The 19955-nt window shown below is 71.7% G+C and carries 21 protein-coding genes, 1 pseudogene and 1 riboswitch; of the genes and pseudogenes, 14 read left to right on the forward strand and 8 right to left on the reverse strand.

The genetic code is table 11. The features are described 5' to 3' along the window. Positions 1-66: 66 nt before the first annotated feature. A complete protein-coding gene (locus DQ392_RS30645) occupies positions 67-414 on the reverse strand; it encodes a hypothetical protein (protein ID WP_114018957.1) in 348 nt (115 codons plus the stop codon). A 7-nt stretch (positions 415-421) separates the two neighbouring features. Then, a complete protein-coding gene (locus DQ392_RS30650) occupies positions 422-1060 on the reverse strand; it encodes an ATP-dependent Clp protease proteolytic subunit (RefSeq protein WP_114018958.1) in 639 nt (212 codons plus the stop codon). A 258-nt stretch (positions 1061-1318) separates the two neighbouring features. On the opposite strand from DQ392_RS30650, the gene DQ392_RS30655 reads away from it, so the two are divergent. Further along, complete coding sequence (locus DQ392_RS30655) at positions 1319-1639, forward strand: type II toxin-antitoxin system Phd/YefM family antitoxin (RefSeq protein WP_114018959.1); 321 nt, start codon at positions 1319-1321, stop codon at positions 1637-1639. A 60-nt stretch (positions 1640-1699) separates the two neighbouring features. Here the strand turns inward: DQ392_RS30655 and DQ392_RS30660 are convergent, their stop codons facing one another. Next, a complete protein-coding gene (locus DQ392_RS30660) occupies positions 1700-2698 on the reverse strand; it encodes a M28 family metallopeptidase (protein WP_245982157.1) in 999 nt (332 codons plus the stop codon). A 118-nt stretch (positions 2699-2816) separates the two neighbouring features. After that, positions 2817-3854: an ABC transporter permease gene (locus tag DQ392_RS30665; RefSeq protein ID WP_245982160.1), complete on the reverse strand. Its 1038-nt coding sequence runs from the start codon at positions 3852-3854 to the stop codon at positions 2817-2819. A gap of 151 nt (positions 3855-4005) precedes the next feature. Here DQ392_RS30665 and DQ392_RS30670 point away from each other — a divergent pair, with 151 nt between their 5' ends. The 8 genes from DQ392_RS30670 to DQ392_RS30705 all read left to right on the forward strand — a co-directional run bounded on the left by DQ392_RS30670 (position 4006) and on the right by DQ392_RS30705 (position 11472). Beyond that, positions 4006-4644 carry a TetR/AcrR family transcriptional regulator gene (locus DQ392_RS30670; RefSeq protein ID WP_114018960.1) on the forward strand — a complete coding sequence of 213 codons (639 nt, stop codon included), beginning with the start codon at positions 4006-4008 and terminating at the stop codon, positions 4642-4644. 253 nt (positions 4645-4897) lie between these two features. Further along, positions 4898-5200 carry an urease subunit gamma gene (locus DQ392_RS30675; RefSeq protein WP_114018961.1) on the forward strand — a complete coding sequence of 101 codons (303 nt, stop codon included), beginning with the start codon at positions 4898-4900 and terminating at the stop codon, positions 5198-5200. Between the two features lie 25 nt (positions 5201-5225). After that, on the forward strand, positions 5226-5537 hold the full coding sequence (locus tag DQ392_RS30680; protein WP_114018962.1) for an urease subunit beta: 312 nt from the start codon (positions 5226-5228) through the stop codon (positions 5535-5537). Then, positions 5530-7251, forward strand: coding sequence for an urease subunit alpha (locus tag DQ392_RS30685; RefSeq protein ID WP_114018963.1), 1722 nt, complete (start codon positions 5530-5532; stop codon positions 7249-7251). Before DQ392_RS30680 ends, DQ392_RS30685 begins: the two co-directional genes overlap by 8 nt. 53 nt (positions 7252-7304) lie before the next feature. Continuing rightward, positions 7305-7973, forward strand: coding sequence for an urease accessory protein UreF (locus DQ392_RS30690; RefSeq protein WP_114018964.1), 669 nt, complete (start codon positions 7305-7307; stop codon positions 7971-7973). Between the two features lie 121 nt (positions 7974-8094). Continuing rightward, positions 8095-8880, forward strand: coding sequence for an urease accessory protein UreG (gene ureG / locus DQ392_RS30695; protein ID WP_245982162.1), 786 nt, complete (start codon positions 8095-8097; stop codon positions 8878-8880). Further along, positions 8877-9656, forward strand: coding sequence for an urease accessory protein UreD (locus DQ392_RS30700; RefSeq protein WP_114018965.1), 780 nt, complete (start codon positions 8877-8879; stop codon positions 9654-9656). Before ureG ends, DQ392_RS30700 begins: the two co-directional genes overlap by 4 nt. 151 nt (positions 9657-9807) lie before the next feature. Next, complete coding sequence (locus tag DQ392_RS30705) at positions 9808-11472, forward strand: alpha/beta hydrolase (protein WP_114018966.1); 1665 nt, start codon at positions 9808-9810, stop codon at positions 11470-11472. 83 nt (positions 11473-11555) lie between these two features. Here DQ392_RS30705 and DQ392_RS30710 read toward each other — a convergent pair. From DQ392_RS30710 to DQ392_RS30730, 4 genes and pseudogenes are all read right to left on the reverse strand, one after another. After that, a pseudogene (locus tag DQ392_RS30710) lies at positions 11556-12058 on the reverse strand (NAD-dependent epimerase/dehydratase family protein); the annotation flags it as partial. Position 12059: 1 nt separating this feature from the next. Continuing rightward, positions 12060-12827 carry a lysophospholipid acyltransferase family protein gene (locus DQ392_RS30715; RefSeq protein ID WP_114018967.1) on the reverse strand — a complete coding sequence of 256 codons (768 nt, stop codon included), beginning with the start codon at positions 12825-12827 and terminating at the stop codon, positions 12060-12062. A gap of 375 nt (positions 12828-13202) precedes the next feature. After that, on the reverse strand, positions 13203-13556 hold the full coding sequence (locus tag DQ392_RS36325; protein WP_425470642.1) for a helix-turn-helix domain-containing protein: 354 nt from the start codon (positions 13554-13556) through the stop codon (positions 13203-13205). A 36-nt stretch (positions 13557-13592) separates the two neighbouring features. Next, on the reverse strand, positions 13593-14777 hold the full coding sequence (locus DQ392_RS30730) for a slipin family protein (protein ID WP_114018968.1): 1185 nt from the start codon (positions 14775-14777) through the stop codon (positions 13593-13595). A 245-nt stretch (positions 14778-15022) separates the two neighbouring features. On the opposite strand from DQ392_RS30730, the gene DQ392_RS30735 reads away from it, so the two are divergent. From DQ392_RS30735 to DQ392_RS30755, 5 genes are all read left to right on the forward strand, one after another. Next, positions 15023-15964: a DUF5996 family protein gene (locus DQ392_RS30735; RefSeq protein ID WP_114018969.1), complete on the forward strand. Its 942-nt coding sequence runs from the start codon at positions 15023-15025 to the stop codon at positions 15962-15964. Positions 15965-16027: 63 nt separating this feature from the next. Next, positions 16028-16609: a DoxX family protein gene (locus tag DQ392_RS30740; RefSeq protein WP_114018970.1), complete on the forward strand. Its 582-nt coding sequence runs from the start codon at positions 16028-16030 to the stop codon at positions 16607-16609. After that, positions 16606-16872, forward strand: a complete 267-nt coding sequence (locus tag DQ392_RS30745) for a hypothetical protein (RefSeq protein ID WP_114018971.1) — start codon at positions 16606-16608, stop codon at positions 16870-16872. Before DQ392_RS30740 ends, DQ392_RS30745 begins: the two co-directional genes overlap by 4 nt. Positions 16873-17141: 269 nt before the next feature. After that, positions 17142-17268: riboswitch (cobalamin riboswitch) on the forward strand. Between the two features lie 70 nt (positions 17269-17338). Continuing rightward, positions 17339-18883 (forward strand): ABC transporter substrate-binding protein, encoded by a 1545-nt coding sequence (locus tag DQ392_RS30750; RefSeq protein ID WP_245982164.1) that lies wholly within the window; start codon positions 17339-17341, stop codon positions 18881-18883. Between the two features lie 19 nt (positions 18884-18902). Next, a complete protein-coding gene (locus DQ392_RS30755) occupies positions 18903-19850 on the forward strand; it encodes an ABC transporter permease (protein WP_114018973.1) in 948 nt (315 codons plus the stop codon). Positions 19851-19955: the final 105 nt, after the last annotated feature.

Consider the following 19955-nt stretch of genomic DNA (forward strand, 5'->3'; position numbering starts at 1 on the left):
GCACAGCCCCGTCGCCACCCGCGGCGCGAAGGGCCGGCGGGGGAGACCGCTCGGGCGCGGCACCGGTCAAATGGTGCCGCTCTCGGGGCCGTGGCCCGGTCCCGGAGCGGGCGGCGGTCCGACCAGTCCCGCACGCCGCTCCCCGTCGAGCACGCGCAGCGCCCGCTCCAGCGTCGCCGCGTGCAGCTCGCTCTCGCCCCGTTCGTGCATCAGCGTCAGCGCGTCCCGCAGCCGGACGGCCTTGCTGACCAGTCCCTGTGCGGCACGCAGGCTCCGGTAGGTGTCGCTGCCGCGCGCCGGGTTGATCCTGCCCATCAGGTCGAGGGCTTCCAGGTAGGTGTCCACCACGTCGCACTCGGCGCGCGTCAGTGCGGGCAGTGGCGGCAGGTCGGACGGCCACGGGTGGCTCGCCATGGCCGGCTCACCCCTGTACGGGGCGCGTGGGGGAGGTCTTGCGGCTGGCCGTGAGCCGGTCGATGATGCCGTACTCGACGGCCTCCTCGGCGGTGAAGATCTTGTCGCGTTCGAGGTCCGTGCTGATCCGGTTGCGGGGCTGGCCTGTGTGCCGTTCGTACAGCTCCTCCAGCTTTTCCCGGGTCCTGAGCATCTCCCGGGCCTGGATCTCCAGATCGGCGATCTGGCCCTGCGCGGGCTCGGCGAGGGCCGGCTGGTGGATGAGGACGCGGGCCCCCGGCAGCGCGAGCCGCTTGCCCGGGGTGCCGGCGGCCAGCAGGACGGAGGCCGCCGACGCGGCCTGTCCCAGGCAGATGGTCTCGATGTCGCAGGTGACGAACCGCATCGTGTCGTAGATCGCGGTCATCGCCGTGAACGAGCCGCCCGGCGAGTTGATGTACAGCGAGATGTCCTGGTCGGGCGCGGTGTGTTCGAGGTGCACGAACTGGGCCATCACGTCGTTGGCCGAGGTGTCGTCGATCTGGGTCCCCAGGAAGACGATCCGCTCCTCCATCAGCTTCGAATACGGATCCATCCTCCGCGTTCCGCTGCTGGTGCGCTCCGTGTACTCGGGCAGGACGTACCGGGCCGTTGGCTGGTTCCGCATGGCGTCGCACTCCACTGTCGTCGCGTGAGAAACGTACGGACTGTACAGAACGTACGTCGAGCATCTCACCACGAACAGCGCCCGGCGTCCCGTGCCCCGGGCCCGATTCCGCTGAAGGCGAAGCAACGCACCGCGCTGGCCGCCGACATGGCGCCGCCACCGTCTGCCGCCGTGCGCGCGCACGGCGGCACCACGGCTCGCCGACGATCCGCAACCGCGCTCTGACCTGGGCCTTCACCGGCCCTTAGAATGGGGCACATGGCTTACGAGATTCCGGTGACGCAGGCGCGGGCCGAGCTGGCGGATCTGATCAACCGGGTCGTCTACGGGAACGAGCGCGTGGTCGTCACCCGGCACGGGAAGCCGCTCGTGGGACTGGTTCCGGCCGCTGACCTGGAGCGGCTGGAGGCCGCTGACGGGCAGGCCGGCGAACAGGCGGCGGAGGAGATCATCAGCACCGTCTCCGGGTTCCGGGACGTCGGCGCGGGTGCCGCGGCCGCCGAGCCCCGGCGGTTCGGCATCGCGGCCGAACACCGCGGCCCGGCCGCCGGAGACCGGCGACCGGGCCAGGGGAGCTGAGCTCGCGCGTACGCACGCGGCGCGTTCAGGAGTCGAGTTTCCGCACGGCGTGCGCGGCGCTCAGGAGCTGAGCTCCCACACCGCGTGCGCGATGGCGTCGCTGTGCAGGTCGAGCGCCTCCTCGTTGATGTTCGAGAGGTCGTCGCACGCCGAGTGGTAGCACGCGTCGTACGGCTCGCCCGCCGTGCCGCCCCACTTGTCGGCCTGGGCCTGCGTCATGGTCTCCCCGGCGCCGGTGAAGCTGCCGCCCACGGTGACCCCGGCGTCCTTGAACGAGGCGTGGTCGCTGCGCCCGTTGACCTCCTCGGACGCCTCCGTCTCGATGCCCTTGGACTGGAACCACTCGGTGAAGACCGCCTCGACGGAGGGGTCGTCCTCGTAGACGAAGTGGCCCGCGTTGGGTGAGCCGATCATGTCGAAGTTGAGGTAGGTGCCGATGGCGCCGATCTCGTCCTGGCCGAGGCTGTCGACGTAGTGGCGCGAGCCGACCAGACCTTCCTCCTCGGCGTCCCACCAGGCGAACCGCAGATGCTTGGAGGGCTTGAGGTCTGCCTTGGCGACGGCCAGCGCCGTCTCCAGGATCCCGGCGGAGCCCGAGCCGTTGTCGTTGATGCCGGGGCCCGAGGAGACCGAGTCGAGGTGGGCTCCGGTCATGACGGTGGAATCCGTGGCGCCACCGGGCCAGTCGGCGACGAGGTTGTAGCCGGTGCTGCCGTTGTTGTCGAACTCCTGGATGGTGGTCTTGTAGCCGGCGGCGTCCAGCTTCTCCTTGATGTAGTCGAGGGAGGCCTTGTAGCCGGGCCGGCCGTGGGCACGGTTCCCGTCGTTGGCCTCCGCGACCGACTGGAGGTCCTTGAGGTCCTGTTGGACGGCGGCGACGGAGATGTCGGGCGCCTCGGCGGCGTGCGGGCCCTTCTCGGCGCCCGGGCTGGCCTGCGCCCCGGCGGCACCGAGGAGGGTGAGGGCCAGCGCCGCGCTGGAGGCGGCGGCGAAGGCGGTGCGGCGGGGGCGTCTGCGCGGGACGCCGGTGGAGCTTGCGCGTATCTGTCCGCGTGTCACTGCTGGGCTCCGATGCTGTCGTGGGGGATGTGGGGGGTTCGCCGAGGACGGCGGCCGTCGCCCGGAGCGGCGAGGCGATTGACGCGGACATGAGACTGCTGGCGCGGTGCTGTTCCCGTCAAGAGCGCATAGCGGACGGTGCGTCGCGGTCGGCGGACAGGGGCGCGGCAGCGCGCTGCCGACCGTCGCGCAGCCCGCCGAGGGCGAGCGCGGTCAGGCCGAGCACCGCCCACACGGTCAGCACCAGTACGGGGGTGTCCACGGCGCGCCCGTCGAAGAATCCGACCCCGCGCAGCAGCGTGCCCCCGGCCCCCGGCGGCAGCCACTGGCCCAGCGTGCCGATCGGTTCGGGCAGGAGCTCGGGCGCGGACGGCACCCCGGACCACGGATTGCCCAGCAGCACCGTCAACATCGCGCCGACACCGATGCCTTTGAGCCCCAGCAGGGTGCCGAGTCCGGCGACGGCGGAGCTGACCGCCAGCACTGTGAGCCCCAACGCGCCGACCTCCGCCCACCAGTTGCCGGCCAGCACGCCCAGCCAGCTGTCGGTGAGGGCGGCCGCCGCGAGCCCGACCAGGGCCGCGCTTGCGAGCAGCGCGAGCATGCCTCGCGTCCCGCGCAGCCGCATCAGGGTCACCAGGGCTCCGGTCGCCACTCCGGCCAGGGCCAGCGGGAGCACGCTCGCGCTGAGCGCGGAGCCGCGCGGGTCGCCAGGTGGTGTGGGGACGACGTCCTCGGAGTGCACCCGTGGGCCCTCGGGCGCGGCCTTGGTCGCGGCCTCGGTCAGCAGCTGGGCGACGGCGGGACCGGCCGCGCTCGCGGTCAGCAGCTTCGGCCCGCGGGGGGTGGCGACGAGGGCGCCGTAGACGTCCCTGTCGCGTACGGCCTCGCGGGCGGCGGCCTCGTCCGCGTACCTGTGCAGCTCGAAGGCGTCCGGGTGCTGCTCCAGCCGGGCCTCCACGCGAGCGGTGGCCGCGGCGGGTCCGGCGACGCCGAGCGGCAGGTCGTGGGGCGCGGTGCGAGCCGCGGGCCAGGCGAAGGCCCACAGCGCGAAGGAGACGAGCAGGGGAACGGCGACCAGGACCACGACGGGCCCCGGCAGCTGACGGACGCGCCCTGAGCGGGGTGCGGAAGAGGATGCTTCCGGTGCGTGCATGGTGCGACCTTTCGTCGGCGGTGCGGCGGTGCGGCGGTGCGGCGGTGCGGCTTCGCGAATAGAGAATGACCGTTCGTTTTCATTGGCGGGGACACCGTGTCGCCGTGCGCGGTGATTGTCAAGAAGGAACGTTCGTTTTAAGCTGGCGTCCATGGCTCGCGTCTCCCCTGAACACCTCGAAGCCCGCCGTCGCCAGATCCTCGACGGCGCCCGCCGGTGCTTCCTGCGGAACGGCTTCCACGCCGCCTCCATGCAGGACGTGCTGCGGGAGAGCGGGCTGTCCGCCGGCGCGGTCTACCGGTACTTCCGCAGCAAGGACGAGATCGTCGTGGCCGTGGCGCAAGAAGCGCTGGTCACGATCCGCGCCTCGTTCGAGCGGGTGACGGCCGCCGAGGTGCCGCCGACGCCGGACGAGCTCTTCCGCGAGGTCTTCGGCAGGCTTCAGGAGGAGATGGGTGCGGGCAGGGACCCGCGGGAGCTGCCCCGTCTGCTCGTCCAGGTGTGGGGGGAGGGGCTGCGCAATCCGGAGCTGGCCGACGCGTTGAACGAGGCGTACGCCAGGCTCTCGGTGCAGTGGGCGCGCCTCGTCGAGGAGTACCAGGCGTGGGGCTGGGTGGATCCCCAGGCCAACACCGTGCACGTGGCCCGCACCCTGATCGGCGCGGTGCAGGGGTACTTCGTCCAGCAGGCGCTGTGGGGCGGGATCGCGCCCGACGAGTTCGCCAGGGGGCTGCGTGCCCTGGTGTCCATGTCGGTGCCGCAACACCCGGGCGGCGACCCGGCGCCCTGAGCGCCCCGAGCGCGCTGCGCACCCCGAGCGCCCTGAGTGCGCTCCGCCTGAACGCGCGTGCGCCGTGCGGACAGCTTCCGGCAGCCGTAGGAGAGAGGTGCTTACGGCACCGAAACAGTGCCGTCGTAACCTCAGAGAACGTCAGGGGCAGTTGCGGCCGCGGTATCACGTGTGTGATACATCTACCGACGTGTGTCGTCGCCGCAGTGACCTGGGCGTTCCCGGGCGCGGTGACGACGGTGAGGTGGAGAGTATGCAATTGACCCCGCACGAGCAGGAGCGGCTGCTCATACACGTCGCCGCCGACGTGGCACAGCGGCGCAAGGACCGCGGAGTCCGCCTGAACCACCCCGAGGCGACCGCGTTGATCACCGCGCACGTCCTGGAGGGCGCCAGGGACGGGCGCACCGTCGCGCAGTTGATGGAGTCGGGGCGCACGGTCCTTACGCGTGACGACGTCATGGAGGGGATTCCGGAGATGCTCCACGACGTGCAGGTCGAGGCGACGTTCCCCGACGGCACCAAGCTCGTGACCGTCCACGAGCCGATCGCCTGACCGCGCCGACGAGGAGCCGCACACCATGATTCCCGGAGAGATCCTCTACGCCGAGGAGCCGGTGCCGGTCAACGCGGGCGCCGACGTGACCCGGCTGACCGTGCTCAACTCCGCCGACCGGCCCGTCCAGGTCGGCTCCCACTACCACTTCGCCGAGGCCAACCCCGGACTCGACTTCGACCGCGAGGCCGCGCGGGGCACGCGCCTGGACATCGCGGCCGGAACCGCCGTCCGCTTCGAGCCCGGCATCCCCGTCGACGTCGCCCTCGTACCGATCGGCGGCCGGCGCGTCGTCGCCGGACTGCGTTCCGCCACTGGAGGCCCCCTCGATGCTTGAGCTGTCCCGCGCCGCCTACGCCGACCTCTTCGGCCCCACCACAGGTGACCGCGTACGGCTGGCAGACACCGCGCTCGTCGTCGAGATCGAGGACGATCTGGCAGGCGGACCCGGACGCTCGGGCGACGAAGCCGTCTTCGGCGGCGGCAAGGTCATCCGCGAGTCCATGGGGCAGTCGCTGGTCACCCGCGCCGAGGGCACCCCGGACACCGTGATCACCGGAGCACTCGTCCTCGACCACTGGGGCGTCGTCAAGGCGGATGTCGGCATCCGCGACGGCCGGATCGTCGCGCTCGGCAAGGCCGGCAACCCCGACACCATGGACGGCGTCCACCCGGACCTGGTCATCGGCCCCGAAACCGAGATCATCGCGGGCAACGGCAAGATCCTCACGGCCGGCGCGATCGACGCGCATGTGCACTTCATCTGCCCCCAACTCATCGACGAGGCGCTGGCCTCCGGCATCACCACGCTGGTGGGCGGCGGCACGGGGCCCGCCGAGGGCTCCAAGGCCACGACGGTCACCCCCGGCGCCTGGCACATGGCCCGCACGCTGGAGGGCATGGACGGACTGCCGGTCAACGTCGGCCTGCTCGGCAAGGGCAACACCGTCTCCCGGCCCGCGATGATGAGCCAACTGCGCGGCGGTGCCGTCGGATTCAAGATCCACGAGGACTGGGGCGCCACCCCGGCCGCCATCGACGCCTGCCTGTCCGTCTGCGACGAGACGGGCGCGCAGGTCGCCATCCACACCGACACCCTGAACGAGGCCGGGTTCGTCGGCGACACCCTCGCCGCGATCGCCGGGCGCGGCATCCACGCGTACCACACCGAGGGCGCGGGCGGCGGGCACGCGCCCGATATCATCACCGTCGTCGGTGAGGCCAACGTCCTGCCCTCGTCCACCAATCCGACGCGGCCGCACACCGTCAACACCATCGAGGAACACCTCGACATGCTGATGGTCTGCCACCACCTCAACCCTGCCGTGCCCGAGGACCTCGCCTTCGCCGAGTCCCGCATCAGGCCCAGCACCATCGCCGCCGAGGACACCCTGCACGACCTCGGCGCCATCTCGATCATCTCGTCCGACTCCCAGGCCATGGGCCGCATCGGCGAGGTCGTGCTGCGCACGTGGCAGACCGCGCACGTGATGAAGGAGCGGTACGGGGCCCTGGCCGGCGACGGGCGAGCCGACAACCTGCGGGCACGTCGCTATGTCGCCAAATACACCATCAACCCGGCCGTCGCGCAGGGCATGGACGACGAGATCGGCTCCGTGGAGACCGGCAAGCTCGCCGACCTGGTGCTGTGGGACCCGGCCTTCTTCGGCGTCAAGCCACAGCTCGTCATCAAGGGCGGCCAGGTCGCCTACGCGCAGATCGGGGACGCCAACGCGTCCATCCCCACCCCGCAGCCGGTGCTGCCACGGCGGATGTTCGGTGCCACCGGGCGGGCCCCCGGCGCCAACTCCGTGAACTTCGTGACCCGGACCGCGTTCGACGACAACCTGCCCGAACGGCTGGCCCTCACCAAGCGGTTCGTCGCCATCCGCGACACCCGCCCCGTCACCAAGGCCGACATGCGCCGGAACGACGCCCGCCCCGATGTACGCGTCGACCCCGACACCTTCACCGTCACGATCGACGGCGACCCTGTCGACCCGTCCCCGGCGAAGACCCTGCCGATGGCGCAGCGGTACTTCCTGTTCTGAGCGACACCCTCTCCCCGCGGTGGAGCGCCGGGAGACGACTGGAGGTTCACACCATGCGCTCAGGCGCCGCCACCTTGCTGGTGCTCGCCGACGGCAGGTTCCCCGCCGGCGGGCACGCCCACTCGGGAGGTGCCGAGGCTGCCGTCAAGGCGGGCCGGATCCGGGACGCGGCGAGCCTGCACCGCTTCTGCGAGGGCCGGCTCCACACGGCAGGGCTGACGGCGGCGGCCCTCGCGGCGGCGGCCGCGGCCGGGGCCGACCCTCTCGCGCTGGACGAGGCCGCCGACGCCCGGACGCCCTCGCCCGCGCTGCGCCGCACGGCACGCAGGCTGGGCCGGCAGATGATGCGCGCGGCCCGGTCCACCTGGCCGGGACCCGACCTCGACGCGCTGGCCGCCGCCCGTCCCAAGGGCGCGCACCAGCCGGTGGTGCTGGGTCTGACGGCGCGCTCCGCGGGTCTCACCCCGCTGGACGCGGCGCACGCCGCCGCCTACGAGAACGTGAGCGGCCCCGCGACGGCGGTCGTCCGCCTGCTCGGCCTCGACCCGTTCGACGCCACCGCGGTGCTGGCCCGTCTCGCCCCCGGCATGGAGGAGGTGGCGAGGCGGGCCGGGGAAGCGGCCAGGGGTCCCGTCGAGGACCTGCCCGCCGCCTCCGCACCGCTTCTGGAGATCACCACTGAGCAGCACGCGGCCTGGCCCGTACGCCTCTTCGCCTCCTGAGGGCAGCCCGCCCGCTCCCCGCCGCACGGCGTCCCGCCGCCTCTGCCCAGGGGCGTCGGCCGTCCCCCTCGTCCCGCCGTCCCCGACCCGTACCCGCGCCCCGCACTTCCAGGAGGACCCCGTGCATCTCGACCACTCCACCACCTACCCCGAGCGGCACAGCGCCTCGGCCGTCCGGGCCGACGGCAGCCGCAGGGCGCTGCGCGTCGGACTGGGCGGCCCCGTCGGCTCCGGCAAGACCGCGACCGTGGCGGCGCTGTGCCGCGCGCTGCGCGACCGGCTCTCGCTCGCCGTCGTCACCAACGACATCTACACCCGCGAGGACGCCGCCTTCCTGCTCCGCGAGGCCGTGCTGCCGCCGGAGCGGATCACCGCGGTGGAGACGGGGGCCTGCCCGCACACCGCGATCCGGGACGACATCTCCGCCAACCTGGAGGCCGTCGAGGACCTGGAGGACGAGATCGGCCCGCTCGACCTGGTCCTGGTCGAATCCGGTGGCGACAATCTGACGGCGACGTTCTCCAGGGGCTTGGTGGACGAGCAGATCTTCGTCATCGACGTGGCGGGCGGCGACGACATCCCCCGCAAGGGCGGCCCCGGCGTCTCCACGGCCGACCTGCTCATCGTCAACAAGACCGACCTGGCCCCCTACGTGGGCTCCGACCTGGAAGGCATGGCGCGGGACGCCGAGCAGCAGCGCGGCGAACTGCCCGTGATCTTCCAGTCGTTGCGGGGCGAGCCCGGTGTCGATCCGGTGGCCGACTGGGTGCGCGCCCGGCTCGCGGACTGGGCGGCCGCGGCGGACACGCTCAGGCCGGAGCCGGAGCCGGAGCCGGAGCCGGAGCCGGAGCCGGAGCCGGAGCCGGAGCCGGGGCAGGCGGCGGCCCGCGCCGGTCACCAGGCATGACGACGGCGACAGCGCTGCCCGTCACCGGAGTGCGGGCCCACGCCCGGATCACCGCGGCGCCCGACGGGCGCGGCGGCACGGCGCTGCCGCTGCGCAGCGGCGAGGGGCCGTTCGCCGTGCGGCGCACCCGCTCGGCGGACCCCTCGCGGGCGCGGGTCACCCTCGTCGGGGCGATGAGCGCACCCCTGGGCGGGGACCGGCTGGCCATCGAGACCCGTGTCCGCGCCGGCGCGGCGCTGCGGGTGGACGGCAGCGCCGCCACCCTGGCGCTGCCGGGCCGCACCGCGGACCCCGCCCACTGGGACGTGCGCCTGGAGGTCGGCGAGGGCGGCCTGCTGCACTGGCTGCCCGAGCCGCTGATCTCCGCGTACGGCAGCGAGCTGCGCCAGAGTATCCGCGCCGAACTGGCTCCCGGCGCCCGCCTCGTGCTGCGGGACGAGCAGGTGCTCGGCCGCGCCGGGGAGGATCCTGGGCGGCTCACCAGCCGCCTGACGGTGCGGTACGCCGGGCGTCCGCTGCTCGACCAGCAGCTCGACGTCGGTCCGGGCGCGCCCGGCTGGGACGACGGCGCCGTGCTGGGCGGGCACCGTGCGGTGGGCCAACTCCTCGTCGTGGACCCCGGTCCGGGCGGCGAGCCGCCGCAGCCGCGGCCGCTGGGAGAGACGGCCGCCGTCACGCCGCTGGCGGGACCTGGGGTGCTGGTGACGGCTGTGGCGCAGGATGCGCTGCGGCTGCGGCGGGTGCTCGACGAGGCGCTGACCTTCACTTCTTGGTGAGGTACGGCACAAAGATACGTCTTGGTAAAGAACCAACCTCTGCCCTGTCCCTTACCGCCCGTGAAGGAGAAAGATCCCCCTGACACCACCACCGTGGTCACCGACCACCGCCGTCACACATGCGGCAGCACCCGAAGGGGGACAAGTACACGTGACCAGACGGAAGGCGGCCATAGCCGCCGCCGGCACCCTCGCCGCCGGAGCCCTCACGGCCGGCCTCATATCCGTACCGAACGCATTCGCCGACGGTACCGGCACCCACGCGCAGAACACCGGGCGGCACGGCTCCGCCGAGGCCCGCGGCGTCCACAAGGCGGCGGCACGCGCCGCCCGCGCCGGTGTCGACTGGAAGGACTGCCCCGCGGACTGGGGCCTGAAGGACGGCGTCGAGTGCGGCTGGGTGACCGTGCCGCTCGACTACGCCAAGCCCGACGGCAAGAAGATCAAACTCGCCGTCGACCGGGCCCGCAGCACCGGTGGCAAGGGCAAGCGGCAGGGCTCCCTCGTCTACAACCCGGGCGGCCCCGGCGGCTCCGGGCTCGCCTTCCCCAACCGCATCCCGGACAAGAACCCGCTGTGGGCCAAGGCCGCCACCGCCTACGACTTCGTCGGCTTCGACCCGCGCGGCGTCGGCCACTCCGCACCCATCTCCTGCGCAGAACCCCAGGAGTGGGTCAAGGCCCCCAAGGCCGACCCGGTGCCCGACAGCGAGGCCGACAAGCGCGCCCAGCGCAAGCTCGCCAAGGAGTACGCGGACGGCTGCAAGGAGCGCAGCGGCGGCCTCCTTGCGCAGATGACCACGCCCAACACGGCCCGCGACCTCGACGTCATCCGTGCAGCGCTCGGCGACAAGAAGCTCAACTACCTCGGCGTCTCCTACGGCACCTACCTGGGCGGCGTCTACGCGGAGCTGTTCCCGGGGCACATCCGCCGGATGATCACCGACAGCGTCGTCAACCCCTCCCCGAAGAAGATCTGGTACGACGTCAACCTCGACCAGGACATCGCCTTCCAGACCCGCTGGGACGACTGGAAGAAGTGGGTGGCCAAGCACGACGACGTCTACGGCATCGGCTCGACGCCCGAGAAGATCGAGGCCAAGTGGCGCGAGCTGCGCTCCACGGCGAAGAAGGACCCCATCGGCGGTGTCGTCGGCCCCTCCGAGCTGCTGGGCTTCTTCCAGAGCGCCCCGTACTACGACTCCGCCTGGGCCGAGGTCGCCTCGGTGTGGGCCGCCTACCTCAAGGGTGACGAGAAGCCGCTGGTCGAGGCCGCGGGCCCCGACATGGCGGACGTCGAGGGCAACAAGGCCAGCGAGAACAGCAACGCCGTCTACAACGCCGTCGAGTGCAACGACGCGCAGTGGCCGCGCGACTGGAAGACCTGGGACCGTGACAGCACCCGGCTTCACGAGAAGTACCCGTTCCTGACCTGGTCCAACGCCTGGATGAACTACCCGTGCGCCGTCTGGCCGCTGGGGCAGCACAAGCCGCTGAACATCCACGCCAAGACCTCGCACCCGGTGCTGATGATCCAGGCCACCCGCGACGCTGCCACCCCCTACCCCGGTGGCGTCGAGCTGCACAAGCGGCTCAAGGGCTCCCGCCTGATCACCGAGAAGGGCGCGGGCTCGCACGGCATCACCAACCTGGAAAACGACTGCATCAACAAGCGTGTCGACGCCTACCTGCTCAAGGGCACCGTCGACGCCAAGGACGTGACCTGCTCGCCGCACGCCGAGCCGCAGCCGGTCAAGTCCGCGGCCAAGGCGTCGGCGAAGGCCAAGGCCGCAGCCGTGCCCGCCCGCACTCCGTGACGCCGTCCGTCAGGGACACGCGCTGAAGGCAGGCAGCCGCGAGGGGCGGACCGGGCAACTCGGGTCCGCCCCTCAGCCGTTCCTCACCTTCCGCGTGAGGCCAGCCAGCGGTCCTCGGCCGCATAGTCGAACAGTTGCTCCATCGGCTCGTATGCCTCGGCCATCTTCGGCAGGGCCTCGCGCACGTCCCGGCCCCGGATGTGGCCGGCCAGCCACTCCACCGCCGCGGGCAGCGCCTGCTCGTACGTGGTCACAGGTACCCCAACTTCCGCTCCGCGGCCGTCATGTCCAGCGCCAGCGGATGCGGCAGCGACCAGGGGGTGAGGCCCACCGACGGCGCGTCGGCGGGCGGCGCGCCGTCCAGCAGTACGCTCTCGCACTCCCAGCCGAGCACCTGGTCGTGCACTTGCGCGATCCTTGCGACCGTCGGCGCCTGCGGATCCGCGGCGTTCAGCACCCGCGACCCGGGCCGGCGCCCGGCCAGCCGCACCAGCTCCGCGACGTTGTCCACGTGTACCGGGTGGAAACGGCTCTCCCCGCTGTACGCCAGCACCCGCACCCGGCGCCCGTCCAGCCACCGCTTGACGTCAGCGGCCCGCGCGTCGCCGCCCGGTGGATCCGGCCCCGCTCGCGGGTCCCCGCGAGCGCCCCTTGGGACGTTTGCCGCGGGCGCGCTCCTCTGCCTGCGCCGCCTTCGCGTCGGGGGCGTACATGTCCACGTACTCCTGCCCCGACAGCCGCAGGATCTCGTGGATGATCTCGTCTGTGGCCGCCCGCAGCACCGTCCGCTCGTTCTCCATGCCCGCGAAACGGGAGAAGTCCAGCGGCTCGCCGAACCTGATGGTCACCCGCCCCATGCGCGGCAACTTACGGCCAGGGGGCTGGAGTTCGAACGTGCCGACCATCGCGCACGGCACCACCTTCACGCCCGCGCCGAGCGCCATCGCCGCCACGCCGACCCGGCCCTTGTAGAGGCGGCCGTCGTGCGAGCGGGTGCCCTCCGGGTAGATGCCGAGCAACTCGCCCCTGCGCAGCACCCGCAGACCCTCGTCGATGGCGGCCTGCCCCGCCCCCTTGCCCGAACGGTCGACGGGAATCTGCCCCACGCTGTGGAAGAAGGCCGCCGTCAGCCGTCCTTTGAGACCAGGACCCGTGAAGTACTCGGCCTTGGCGAGGAACGTGATGCGGCGCTTGAGGATGGCGGGCATCACGAAGTGGTCGGAGAAGGACAGATGGTTCCCCGCCACGATCGCCGCGCCCTCCAACGGCACGTTCTCCAGGCCCTCGATCCGGGGCCGGAAGACCAGCCGCAACAGCGGCCCCAGCAGCACGTACTTGAGCACGTAATAGAACACCGGTCGCTCCCTCGGGCCCTACGCGAGCGGCTCGGCTGCCGGCCCGCCGCAGGCGCCCGGGCCCGCCCGGCGACTCCGGGCCGTAGCTATGCCTGACCGCCCGCGAGCAGATCCGATCGGGTCCATGCTGACTCCCTGCTGACGTGCCCGGCATGACCGGCGTGCCTGGCATGGTTGACGTGCCTGACGCGCTGACGACCTGCCAGATCGTGTGATCGTCGTGTGATCCAGGTAACGATCGTAGCCCCTCGCGGCGGAGGCTCGGTTCCCGCCGCCGTGGCCCGTCCGAGAACGACGCGGACCCCCGCCCGGCCCTGGCCGGTGCGGTGTGAGCCCAGGTGGCCCGGTCCGGATCGCCGGCCCGTACGGCCGCGATCACGGCGAGGTGCCGGACCAGGAGCGCGGCGGCGGTGTCGGCGTCGCGAGCCGGCGCCGCCTCCTCCAGCCTGCGGTGTTCCTCGGCGCTGTCCCGGTCGCGGCGCAGTGCTCGTCCGGGTCCTGTTCGACGCGCTCGCGCGCCGCCCTGCCGGCGTCGGCGACGAGGGCCTCGGAGCCGAGCCGGCCGCGCCGGGCGAGGCGAGCCGTCGCCGCGCTCCACTCCGCGTCGTCCCACTGACGGGTCGCTCGTGCGAGGGCGGTCGCGACGCGACCGGTGGCGGCGTGCAGGACGAGGCAGTCGCACGGGCCGAGAGCGCTGTCGGCGAGGACGACGAGTGGACCCGCCCCCAGGCGGGAGCACTAAGGGACGGGCCCGGCCCGAGGTGCTCAGGCGGCCCGTTTGCCGGGGCGGTGACGGCGGCGGCCGTGTCCGGAGCCCTCCGGCTCCGCCCGCCTCGCCTCCACGGCCTCCTCATTGCCCTCGTCGCCCTCGACAGTGGGCTCCCCCTCGCCGCGCTCGGCGGCGTCCTCCGCCGTGGGGAGCCCGGTCACCTGCAACTCCGGGAGCATCATGGCCGCATCACGCGGCGGAGCGGCGGGATCCGGCGGCAGGGACCCCGAGAACCCGGCGAGTGGGCCCGCGGGGTCCGGCGAGGCCGCCTCGGCGCGCGACCTCCGGCCCTGGGGAGCGGACCGGAAAGTGCGGGCGACCTCCTCCCGCGGGCCGCGCCGGGCCGCGGGTCCCCGCGCGTCCTTCTCTGTCGCGCCCGCTGCGGCGCCCGGCGCGGAGGCATCCGTGCCCTCCGCGTCGGGTTGCTGCGCGCGCTCCAGGAAGCGCAGGAGTTCGACGGGGAAGGGGAGTACGAGAGTGGAGTTCTTCTCTGCGGCGACAGCCGTGATGGTCTGCAACAGCCTCAGTTGCAGGGCCGCGGGCTGCACCGACATCTGCTCGGCCGCTTCCGCCAGCCGCTTGGAGGCCTGGAGTTCCGCGTCCGCGTTGATGACCCGGGCCCGGCGTTCACGGTGTGCCTCGGCCTGCCGGGCCATGGACCGTTTCATGGTGTCGGGCAGCGACACGTCCTTGATCTCCACGCGGTCGATCTGCACACCCCAGTCGACGGCCGGGCTGTCGATCATCAGCTCCAGACCCTGGTTGAGCTTCTCCCGGTCCGAGAGCAGATCGTCCAGATCGCTCTTTCCGATGATCGACCGCAGCGAGGTCTGAGCCATCTGCGAGACGGCGAACTGGTAGTCCTCGACCCGGATCACCGCGTCCGCCGGTTTCACCACCTTGAAGTAGACGACCGCGTCCACGCGGACCGTCACGTTGTCCCGCGTGATGCCCTCCTGCGCGGGAACGGGCATGGTGATGATCTGCATGTTCACCTTGCGCAGCCGGTCGACGAACGGGACGACGAGCGTCACCCCCGGTCGTCGTACCTCTCCCAGCAGCCGTCCCAGGCGCAGCACGACCCCGCGTTCGTACTGCTTGATCACGCGCACCGACGACAGAACGCCCAGGAGCGCGAGCGCGGCGACGACCACGATGACAGTTATCAGCACTTCCGGCATATCGGCACCTACCGTCCAAAGCGGCTGTTACCAGCGTAGGTCGGCCCTGCGTGTTCGGGCGAGTGGACGGCTGAGGGGACCTTCCCGCGCACCCGCACCTCCCCGAATCCGTCACACACAGTCGAAGGTTAGGCGACCCACCGTGACCACGACCCCTTCCGAGTTGCCCCCGCTCCGCGCCGGGCCGAACCTGGGAAAGCCGTGGGGGCGGCGCGTTCGTGACGCCGAGCCGGGAAGGCGCAACGGTGACCCAGACACCTCGCACAAGGCAGGATTGGCCCCGTCTGCGGGTGGCGGACTGGTCCGAGACCAGAGACACCCTGCACATGTGGACCCAGATCGTCGGCAAGGTACGGCTCGCACACGCGCCGCTGGTCAACCACTGGTGGCAGGTCACCTTCTACGTCAGCGCGCGGGGGCTGACCACGTCGAGCATCCCGTACGGCACCGGCGCCTTCGAGATCGAGTTCGACTTCGTCGACCACCGGCTGCACATCCGTACCAGCGACGGCGGCACGCGGGACGTCGCCCTGGCGCCCAAGCCGGTGGCCCGGTTCCACCACGAGACGATGCGGGCCCTGGACGAGCTGGGCATCGAAGCCCCGATCCAGGACCACCCGAACGAGGTCGAACCGGCGATCCCCTTCACGGAGGACCTCCGGCACGCCTCCTACGACGCGGAAGCGGCGCACCTGTTCTGGCGTCAACTGCTTCAGGCAGACCGCGTCATGGGTGCTTTCAGAGCCCGCTTCGCGGGCAAGGTCAGCCCTGTGCACTTCTTCTGGGGCGCCATGGACCTGGCCTGCACCCGGTTCTCCGGACGCTCCGCCCCCACCCACCCTGGCGGTGCCCCCAACTGTGGGGACTGGGTCATGGTCGAGGGCTACTCACGGGAACTGAGCAGCTGCGGGTTCTGGCCGGGCGGGGGAGAGGAGGGCGCCTTCTACGCGTACGCCTACCCCGAACCCGACGGCTTCCGCTCCCACCCCGTCGCACCCGCCGACGCGCACTACAGCCCGCAGAACGGGCAGTATCTGCTGCCCTACGAGGCGGTGCGCACCGCCGACGACCCGGACGCGGCGCTGATGTCCTTCCTCCAGACCACCTACGAGGCAGCCGCCGACAACGGCGGCTGGGACAGACCGGCACTCGAAACCGACCCGGACCGCTGGAACGAGCGCCGCTGAGCGCGCGGGCGCCCGGCCGCCGTCCCCCGGCCCCTCAGGCACCAGCCACCAGGAGGTACTGCCGTGACATGCTTCGACCGACGTGATCTCGGACTGCTCAGCTTGCGCCTGGGCACGGGCGGCGTGCTGTTCGCCCACGGCGCCCAGAAGCTCTTCGGCTGGTTCTCGGGCCACGGCCTGGAGGGCACCGCCCAGTTCATGGAGTCGCTCGGCTACAAGCCGGGCAAGGCGTCCGCGCTGGCCTCCGGCCTCGCGGAGGCCGGAGGCGGGGCGCTGCTCGCCCTCGGGTTCGCCACCCCGGCGGCGGGCGCGGCGGTGGTCGGCGGCATGGCCGGAGCGGCCGCGGTCCACGCCCCCAACGGTTTCTTCAACACCTCGGGCGGCTACGAACTGCCCGCCCTGTACGGTCTGGTCGGCGCGAGCCTCGCGGTGGCCGGACCGGGCAGGATCTCCCTGGACCACGCGTGCGGCCATCATCTCAACCGCGGCTGGATGGTGCCCGCGGCTCTCGCCGCCGCGGCGGCAGGGGCGACGGCGGCGGTGAAGTCCCGTAGCGGCCAACTGCGTGCGTCCGAGAACGCCGAGGAGGCCCCGGACGCTCCGGATGCCCAGGAGCCGATGCAGGAGACCTCCTCGGACGAGTGAACCGGACCACCGCAGGTCCGCACGGGCCCGGCGCGGGGAACGCGAGCGGACACCGGCGCGAACCCCGGCCGCGCGCAGCGGACGCGTTCGACAAGGTCCGAGCGATCCTCCTCGGCGCCAACCGCCTCGGCATCTTCGACGGAAATCCGATGGAAGGCGTCGTAGCCCCGCAGCACGACCCGGCCCGGATCGCCTGGAGTCGTTTCCGCCGCAGCCCGGCGGAGAAGTCCGCATCACACAGCCAGTGGCCGACCGAGCAGTGAGGACGACGACCAGTCGGCTCCTGAGGGGCAGCCCCAGGCACGCATGCGGCACACGGCATCTACTCCCGTCACTTTCGTCGCCTTGCGCGGTCGGCTGTCGGGGCTGTTCGGCTTGTCAGGTGGCGCCGGCTGCTGTATCGGTACCGCCGGAGGCTCCGCTCCCATCAGCTGCTCGGTCCCCCGGTGACCTCTGGTTTTTGAGGAAGACGAGCCCCTGCGAAGCCGTCGTCACCCGGTAGGCCACAATGAGCACACGAGGCGACGGAGACCAGGAAGCCGGTGCGAGTCCGGCGCGGTCCCGCCACTGTGACCGGGGAGCGGCCCTCCCTCATGCCACCGCCCGCGTACGCGGGCGGGAAGGCGGAGGCGAGCGACGATCCGGGAGCCAGGAGACTGATCCGTCGCCGGTCCGACAGAAGGGGCGAGGAAACCCCGGAGAGGATCGACTGTGACGACGCGTACGCCTATGAGGCCGACGCCCCGGCCCGATCCCGGCAGGCGCCGAGTGCTGGCCGCGGGCGGTGGTCTGGCCCTGGGTGCTTCCGCTCTTCTCGCCGGATGCGGTGCGGACGGAAAGGACGGGGGAGGGGACGACCGGTTCCGCGCCGCCTTCACGGCCGGTGGTTCCCAGGAAACCCTCGACCCCCACGTCGCCCCGAACTTCGTCGACCAGGTCCGCGCCAAGACGCTCTATGACACCCTCGGCACCTACGCGGACGACATGTCTGTCCGCAAGCGGCTTGCGGAATCCTGGGAGAGCGACCCCTCAGGCACCCGGTGGCGGATACGCGTGCGCAAGGCGGAGTTCCACGACGGGAAGCCGGTGACGGCGAAAGACGTTCTCTACAGCTACCGGCGTGCCGCAGACCCGGATACCGGGTCTCCCTCGCAGGAGCTGCTGTCCGCGATCGACTTCGACGCCAGCAGGGCGGATGCGCGGCGCTCCGTCGTCTTCGTGCTGAAGGCACCGAATTTCGAGTTCCCGACCGTCTTCGCCGGGCCCGGTACAGAAATCATCCCGGACGGCACGACGGACTTCCGCGAGCCGGTCGGCTCCGGCCCCTTCACCTACGTGTCCTTCACGCCCGGTGGCACGGCTCGCTATCGGCGCTGGACCGGCCACTGGGACGGTGCCCCGCACATAGCCGAGCTGGAGATCGTGCCCGCGAACGAGGAGTCGGCGCGGCTCCACGCGCTGCTCTCCGGTCAGGTGCACTACGCAGCAGATATGGCCGGGTCCTCCGTCGAACGACTGAGGAAAGACGGTTCGACGCGGCTGTTGACGGCGAAGCGCGCCACAGCCCAGCAGCTGCTGCTGCGCACCGGCCGCGAACCGTTCGACGATTCCCGGCTGGTGCGGGCGATGCAGGTCGGGATCGATCGGCAGGCTTTGGTGCGGGTCGCGCTAGCCGGGCATGGGGAGGTGGGAAACGATCTGTTCGGCATGGGCCTACGTGGCTACCCCCACGACCTGAAACCCCGTGACCGTGATGTCGGCGAGGCGCGCAAGCTCGTCAAGGAGGCCGGTGCCGACGGGCTGGAGATCACCGTGGAGACCAGTTCGGTCGACGCTGCGTGGGAACCCGCAGCGGACCTCATGGCGCGCCAACTACGCGACATAGGGCTGAAGCTGACTGCCCGCACTCGTGCCTCCAGTACCTACTTCAGCGAGATCAAGACCAAGGGCGTCGCAGCCTTCAACACCACCTCCACGCTGCCCATCTCCGACTTCCTGCAACAAAGGGTCCGCGGCGGAGCCGCCCGCAATCAGACGCAGTACGCCTCGAAAAGGTTCGACGCGCTGCTGGCCCGCGCCCGCACCACTCGCGACGAGCAGGACCGGCTGACCCTGCTCGCCCGGGCTCAGAAGATCGCCCGCGACGAGTCCGGGCTGCTGGTGTGGGCCTTCTCCGACGCCAACGACGCCATCGGCCCCTCGGTCCACGGCATGCGGGCCGCACCGCCCAACTCGCACGATTGGGCCAGGTTCGACCGGGTGCGGCTGGGCTGACAGCTCGACTACACCTGATATGCGCGATTACGTCCTGCGACGCTCCCTCTTGGCCCTGCTCCAGTGCCTGGTCGTGCTCGTCGCCGTCTTCACCATCGGCTCCCTGCTGCCAGGCGACACGGCCGACGTGCTCCGCGGCGAACTCGGCACGCCGGAGCAGGTCAGCGCTCTGCGTGAGCGGCTGGGCCTGAACGAACCGGCACCGACCCGTTTCTGGCACTGGCTCGGGAAGGTGTGCTCCGGTGACCTGGGGACCTCGTTGACGACCGGGCTGCCGGTCGTCGATGACCTCGGCCGCCGTATCGGAGTGACACTCCTGCTGGGCGTGCCCGCGTTGGTACTGGTCATGGCCGTGGCGCCGCTGCTGGGCACCGTTTCGGGGTTGCGAGAGGGCAGTCGCCTCGACCGCGCGCTGAACGCAGGAGCCGTTGTGCTGCACTCGGTACCGGAGTTCGTGCTAGGGCTGCTCCTCGTCGCCTCCTTGTCGCTGGCGGCCGGGCTGCTGCCCGCGACAGCCGTCGGTATGGACACCGCTGCGCTGCTCTCACAGCCGGCGGTGCTGGTGCTGCCCGTCACGGTGCTGAGTGCTCGGCATCTGTGCGATCTGGCACGGCAGATCCGCGTCGGGGTGGCGGCGCAGCGGCACAATGCCGTCGCCACCCACCTGCGGCTGCTGGGGATGCGGGAGCGGACGGTTGTGCTGCGCCATGTGCTGCCAGCTGCCCTGGGGCCCGCCGCGCAGCAGTTTGCCCGGTGTGTGGAGGGCCTGCTGGGCGGCGCCGTTCTGGTGGAGGCGGTCTTCGGCTTCCGCGGGCTGGGCAGCGGCTTCGTCGAAGCGGTGCAGAACAGGGACCTGCCGCAGGTGCAGGCGTATGCGCTGCTGTTCACCGGCACCGCGGTCGTGGTCAACCTTCTGGGCGACCTGGCCGCCCACCGGCTGGCACCCCGCCGGGAGGTGGCTGCCTAATGCTTCTGTCAAGCGATGAGACGCAGGGGTGGCCGGTGCTGGAAGGGCTGTCGGTCGCGGAGCATGGCGTAGAGGACGTTGGCCTTGCGTCGAGCCAGAGCGATG

Origin of the sequence: Streptomyces reniochalinae (genome assembly GCF_003323735.1) — a bacterium.
Taxonomy (GTDB): Bacteria; Actinomycetota; Actinomycetes; order Streptomycetales; family Streptomycetaceae; genus Streptomyces; species Streptomyces reniochalinae.

Coding starts and splice junctions, on each gene's coding strand:
- DQ392_RS30645 (WP_114018957.1), bottom strand. CDS start 414: ATGGCGAGCCACCCGTGGCCGTCCGACCTGCCGCCACTGCCCGCACTG.
- DQ392_RS30650 (WP_114018958.1), bottom strand. CDS start 1,060: ATGCGGAACCAGCCAACGGCCCGGTACGTCCTGCCCGAGTACACGGAG.
- DQ392_RS30655 (WP_114018959.1), top strand. CDS start 1,319: ATGGCTTACGAGATTCCGGTGACGCAGGCGCGGGCCGAGCTGGCGGAT.
- DQ392_RS30665 (WP_245982160.1), bottom strand. CDS start 3,854: ATGCACGCACCGGAAGCATCCTCTTCCGCACCCCGCTCAGGGCGCGTC.
- DQ392_RS30670 (WP_114018960.1), top strand. CDS start 4,006: ATGGCTCGCGTCTCCCCTGAACACCTCGAAGCCCGCCGTCGCCAGATC.
- DQ392_RS30675 (WP_114018961.1), top strand. CDS start 4,898: ATGCAATTGACCCCGCACGAGCAGGAGCGGCTGCTCATACACGTCGCC.
- DQ392_RS30680 (WP_114018962.1), top strand. CDS start 5,226: ATGATTCCCGGAGAGATCCTCTACGCCGAGGAGCCGGTGCCGGTCAAC.
- DQ392_RS30685 (WP_114018963.1), top strand. CDS start 5,530: ATGCTTGAGCTGTCCCGCGCCGCCTACGCCGACCTCTTCGGCCCCACC.
- DQ392_RS30690 (WP_114018964.1), top strand. CDS start 7,305: ATGCGCTCAGGCGCCGCCACCTTGCTGGTGCTCGCCGACGGCAGGTTC.
- DQ392_RS30700 (WP_114018965.1), top strand. CDS start 8,877: ATGACGACGGCGACAGCGCTGCCCGTCACCGGAGTGCGGGCCCACGCC.
- DQ392_RS30730 (WP_114018968.1), bottom strand. CDS start 14,777: ATGCCGGAAGTGCTGATAACTGTCATCGTGGTCGTCGCCGCGCTCGCG.
- DQ392_RS30750 (WP_245982164.1), top strand. CDS start 17,339: ATGAGGCCGACGCCCCGGCCCGATCCCGGCAGGCGCCGAGTGCTGGCC.
- DQ392_RS30755 (WP_114018973.1), top strand. CDS start 18,903: ATGCGCGATTACGTCCTGCGACGCTCCCTCTTGGCCCTGCTCCAGTGC.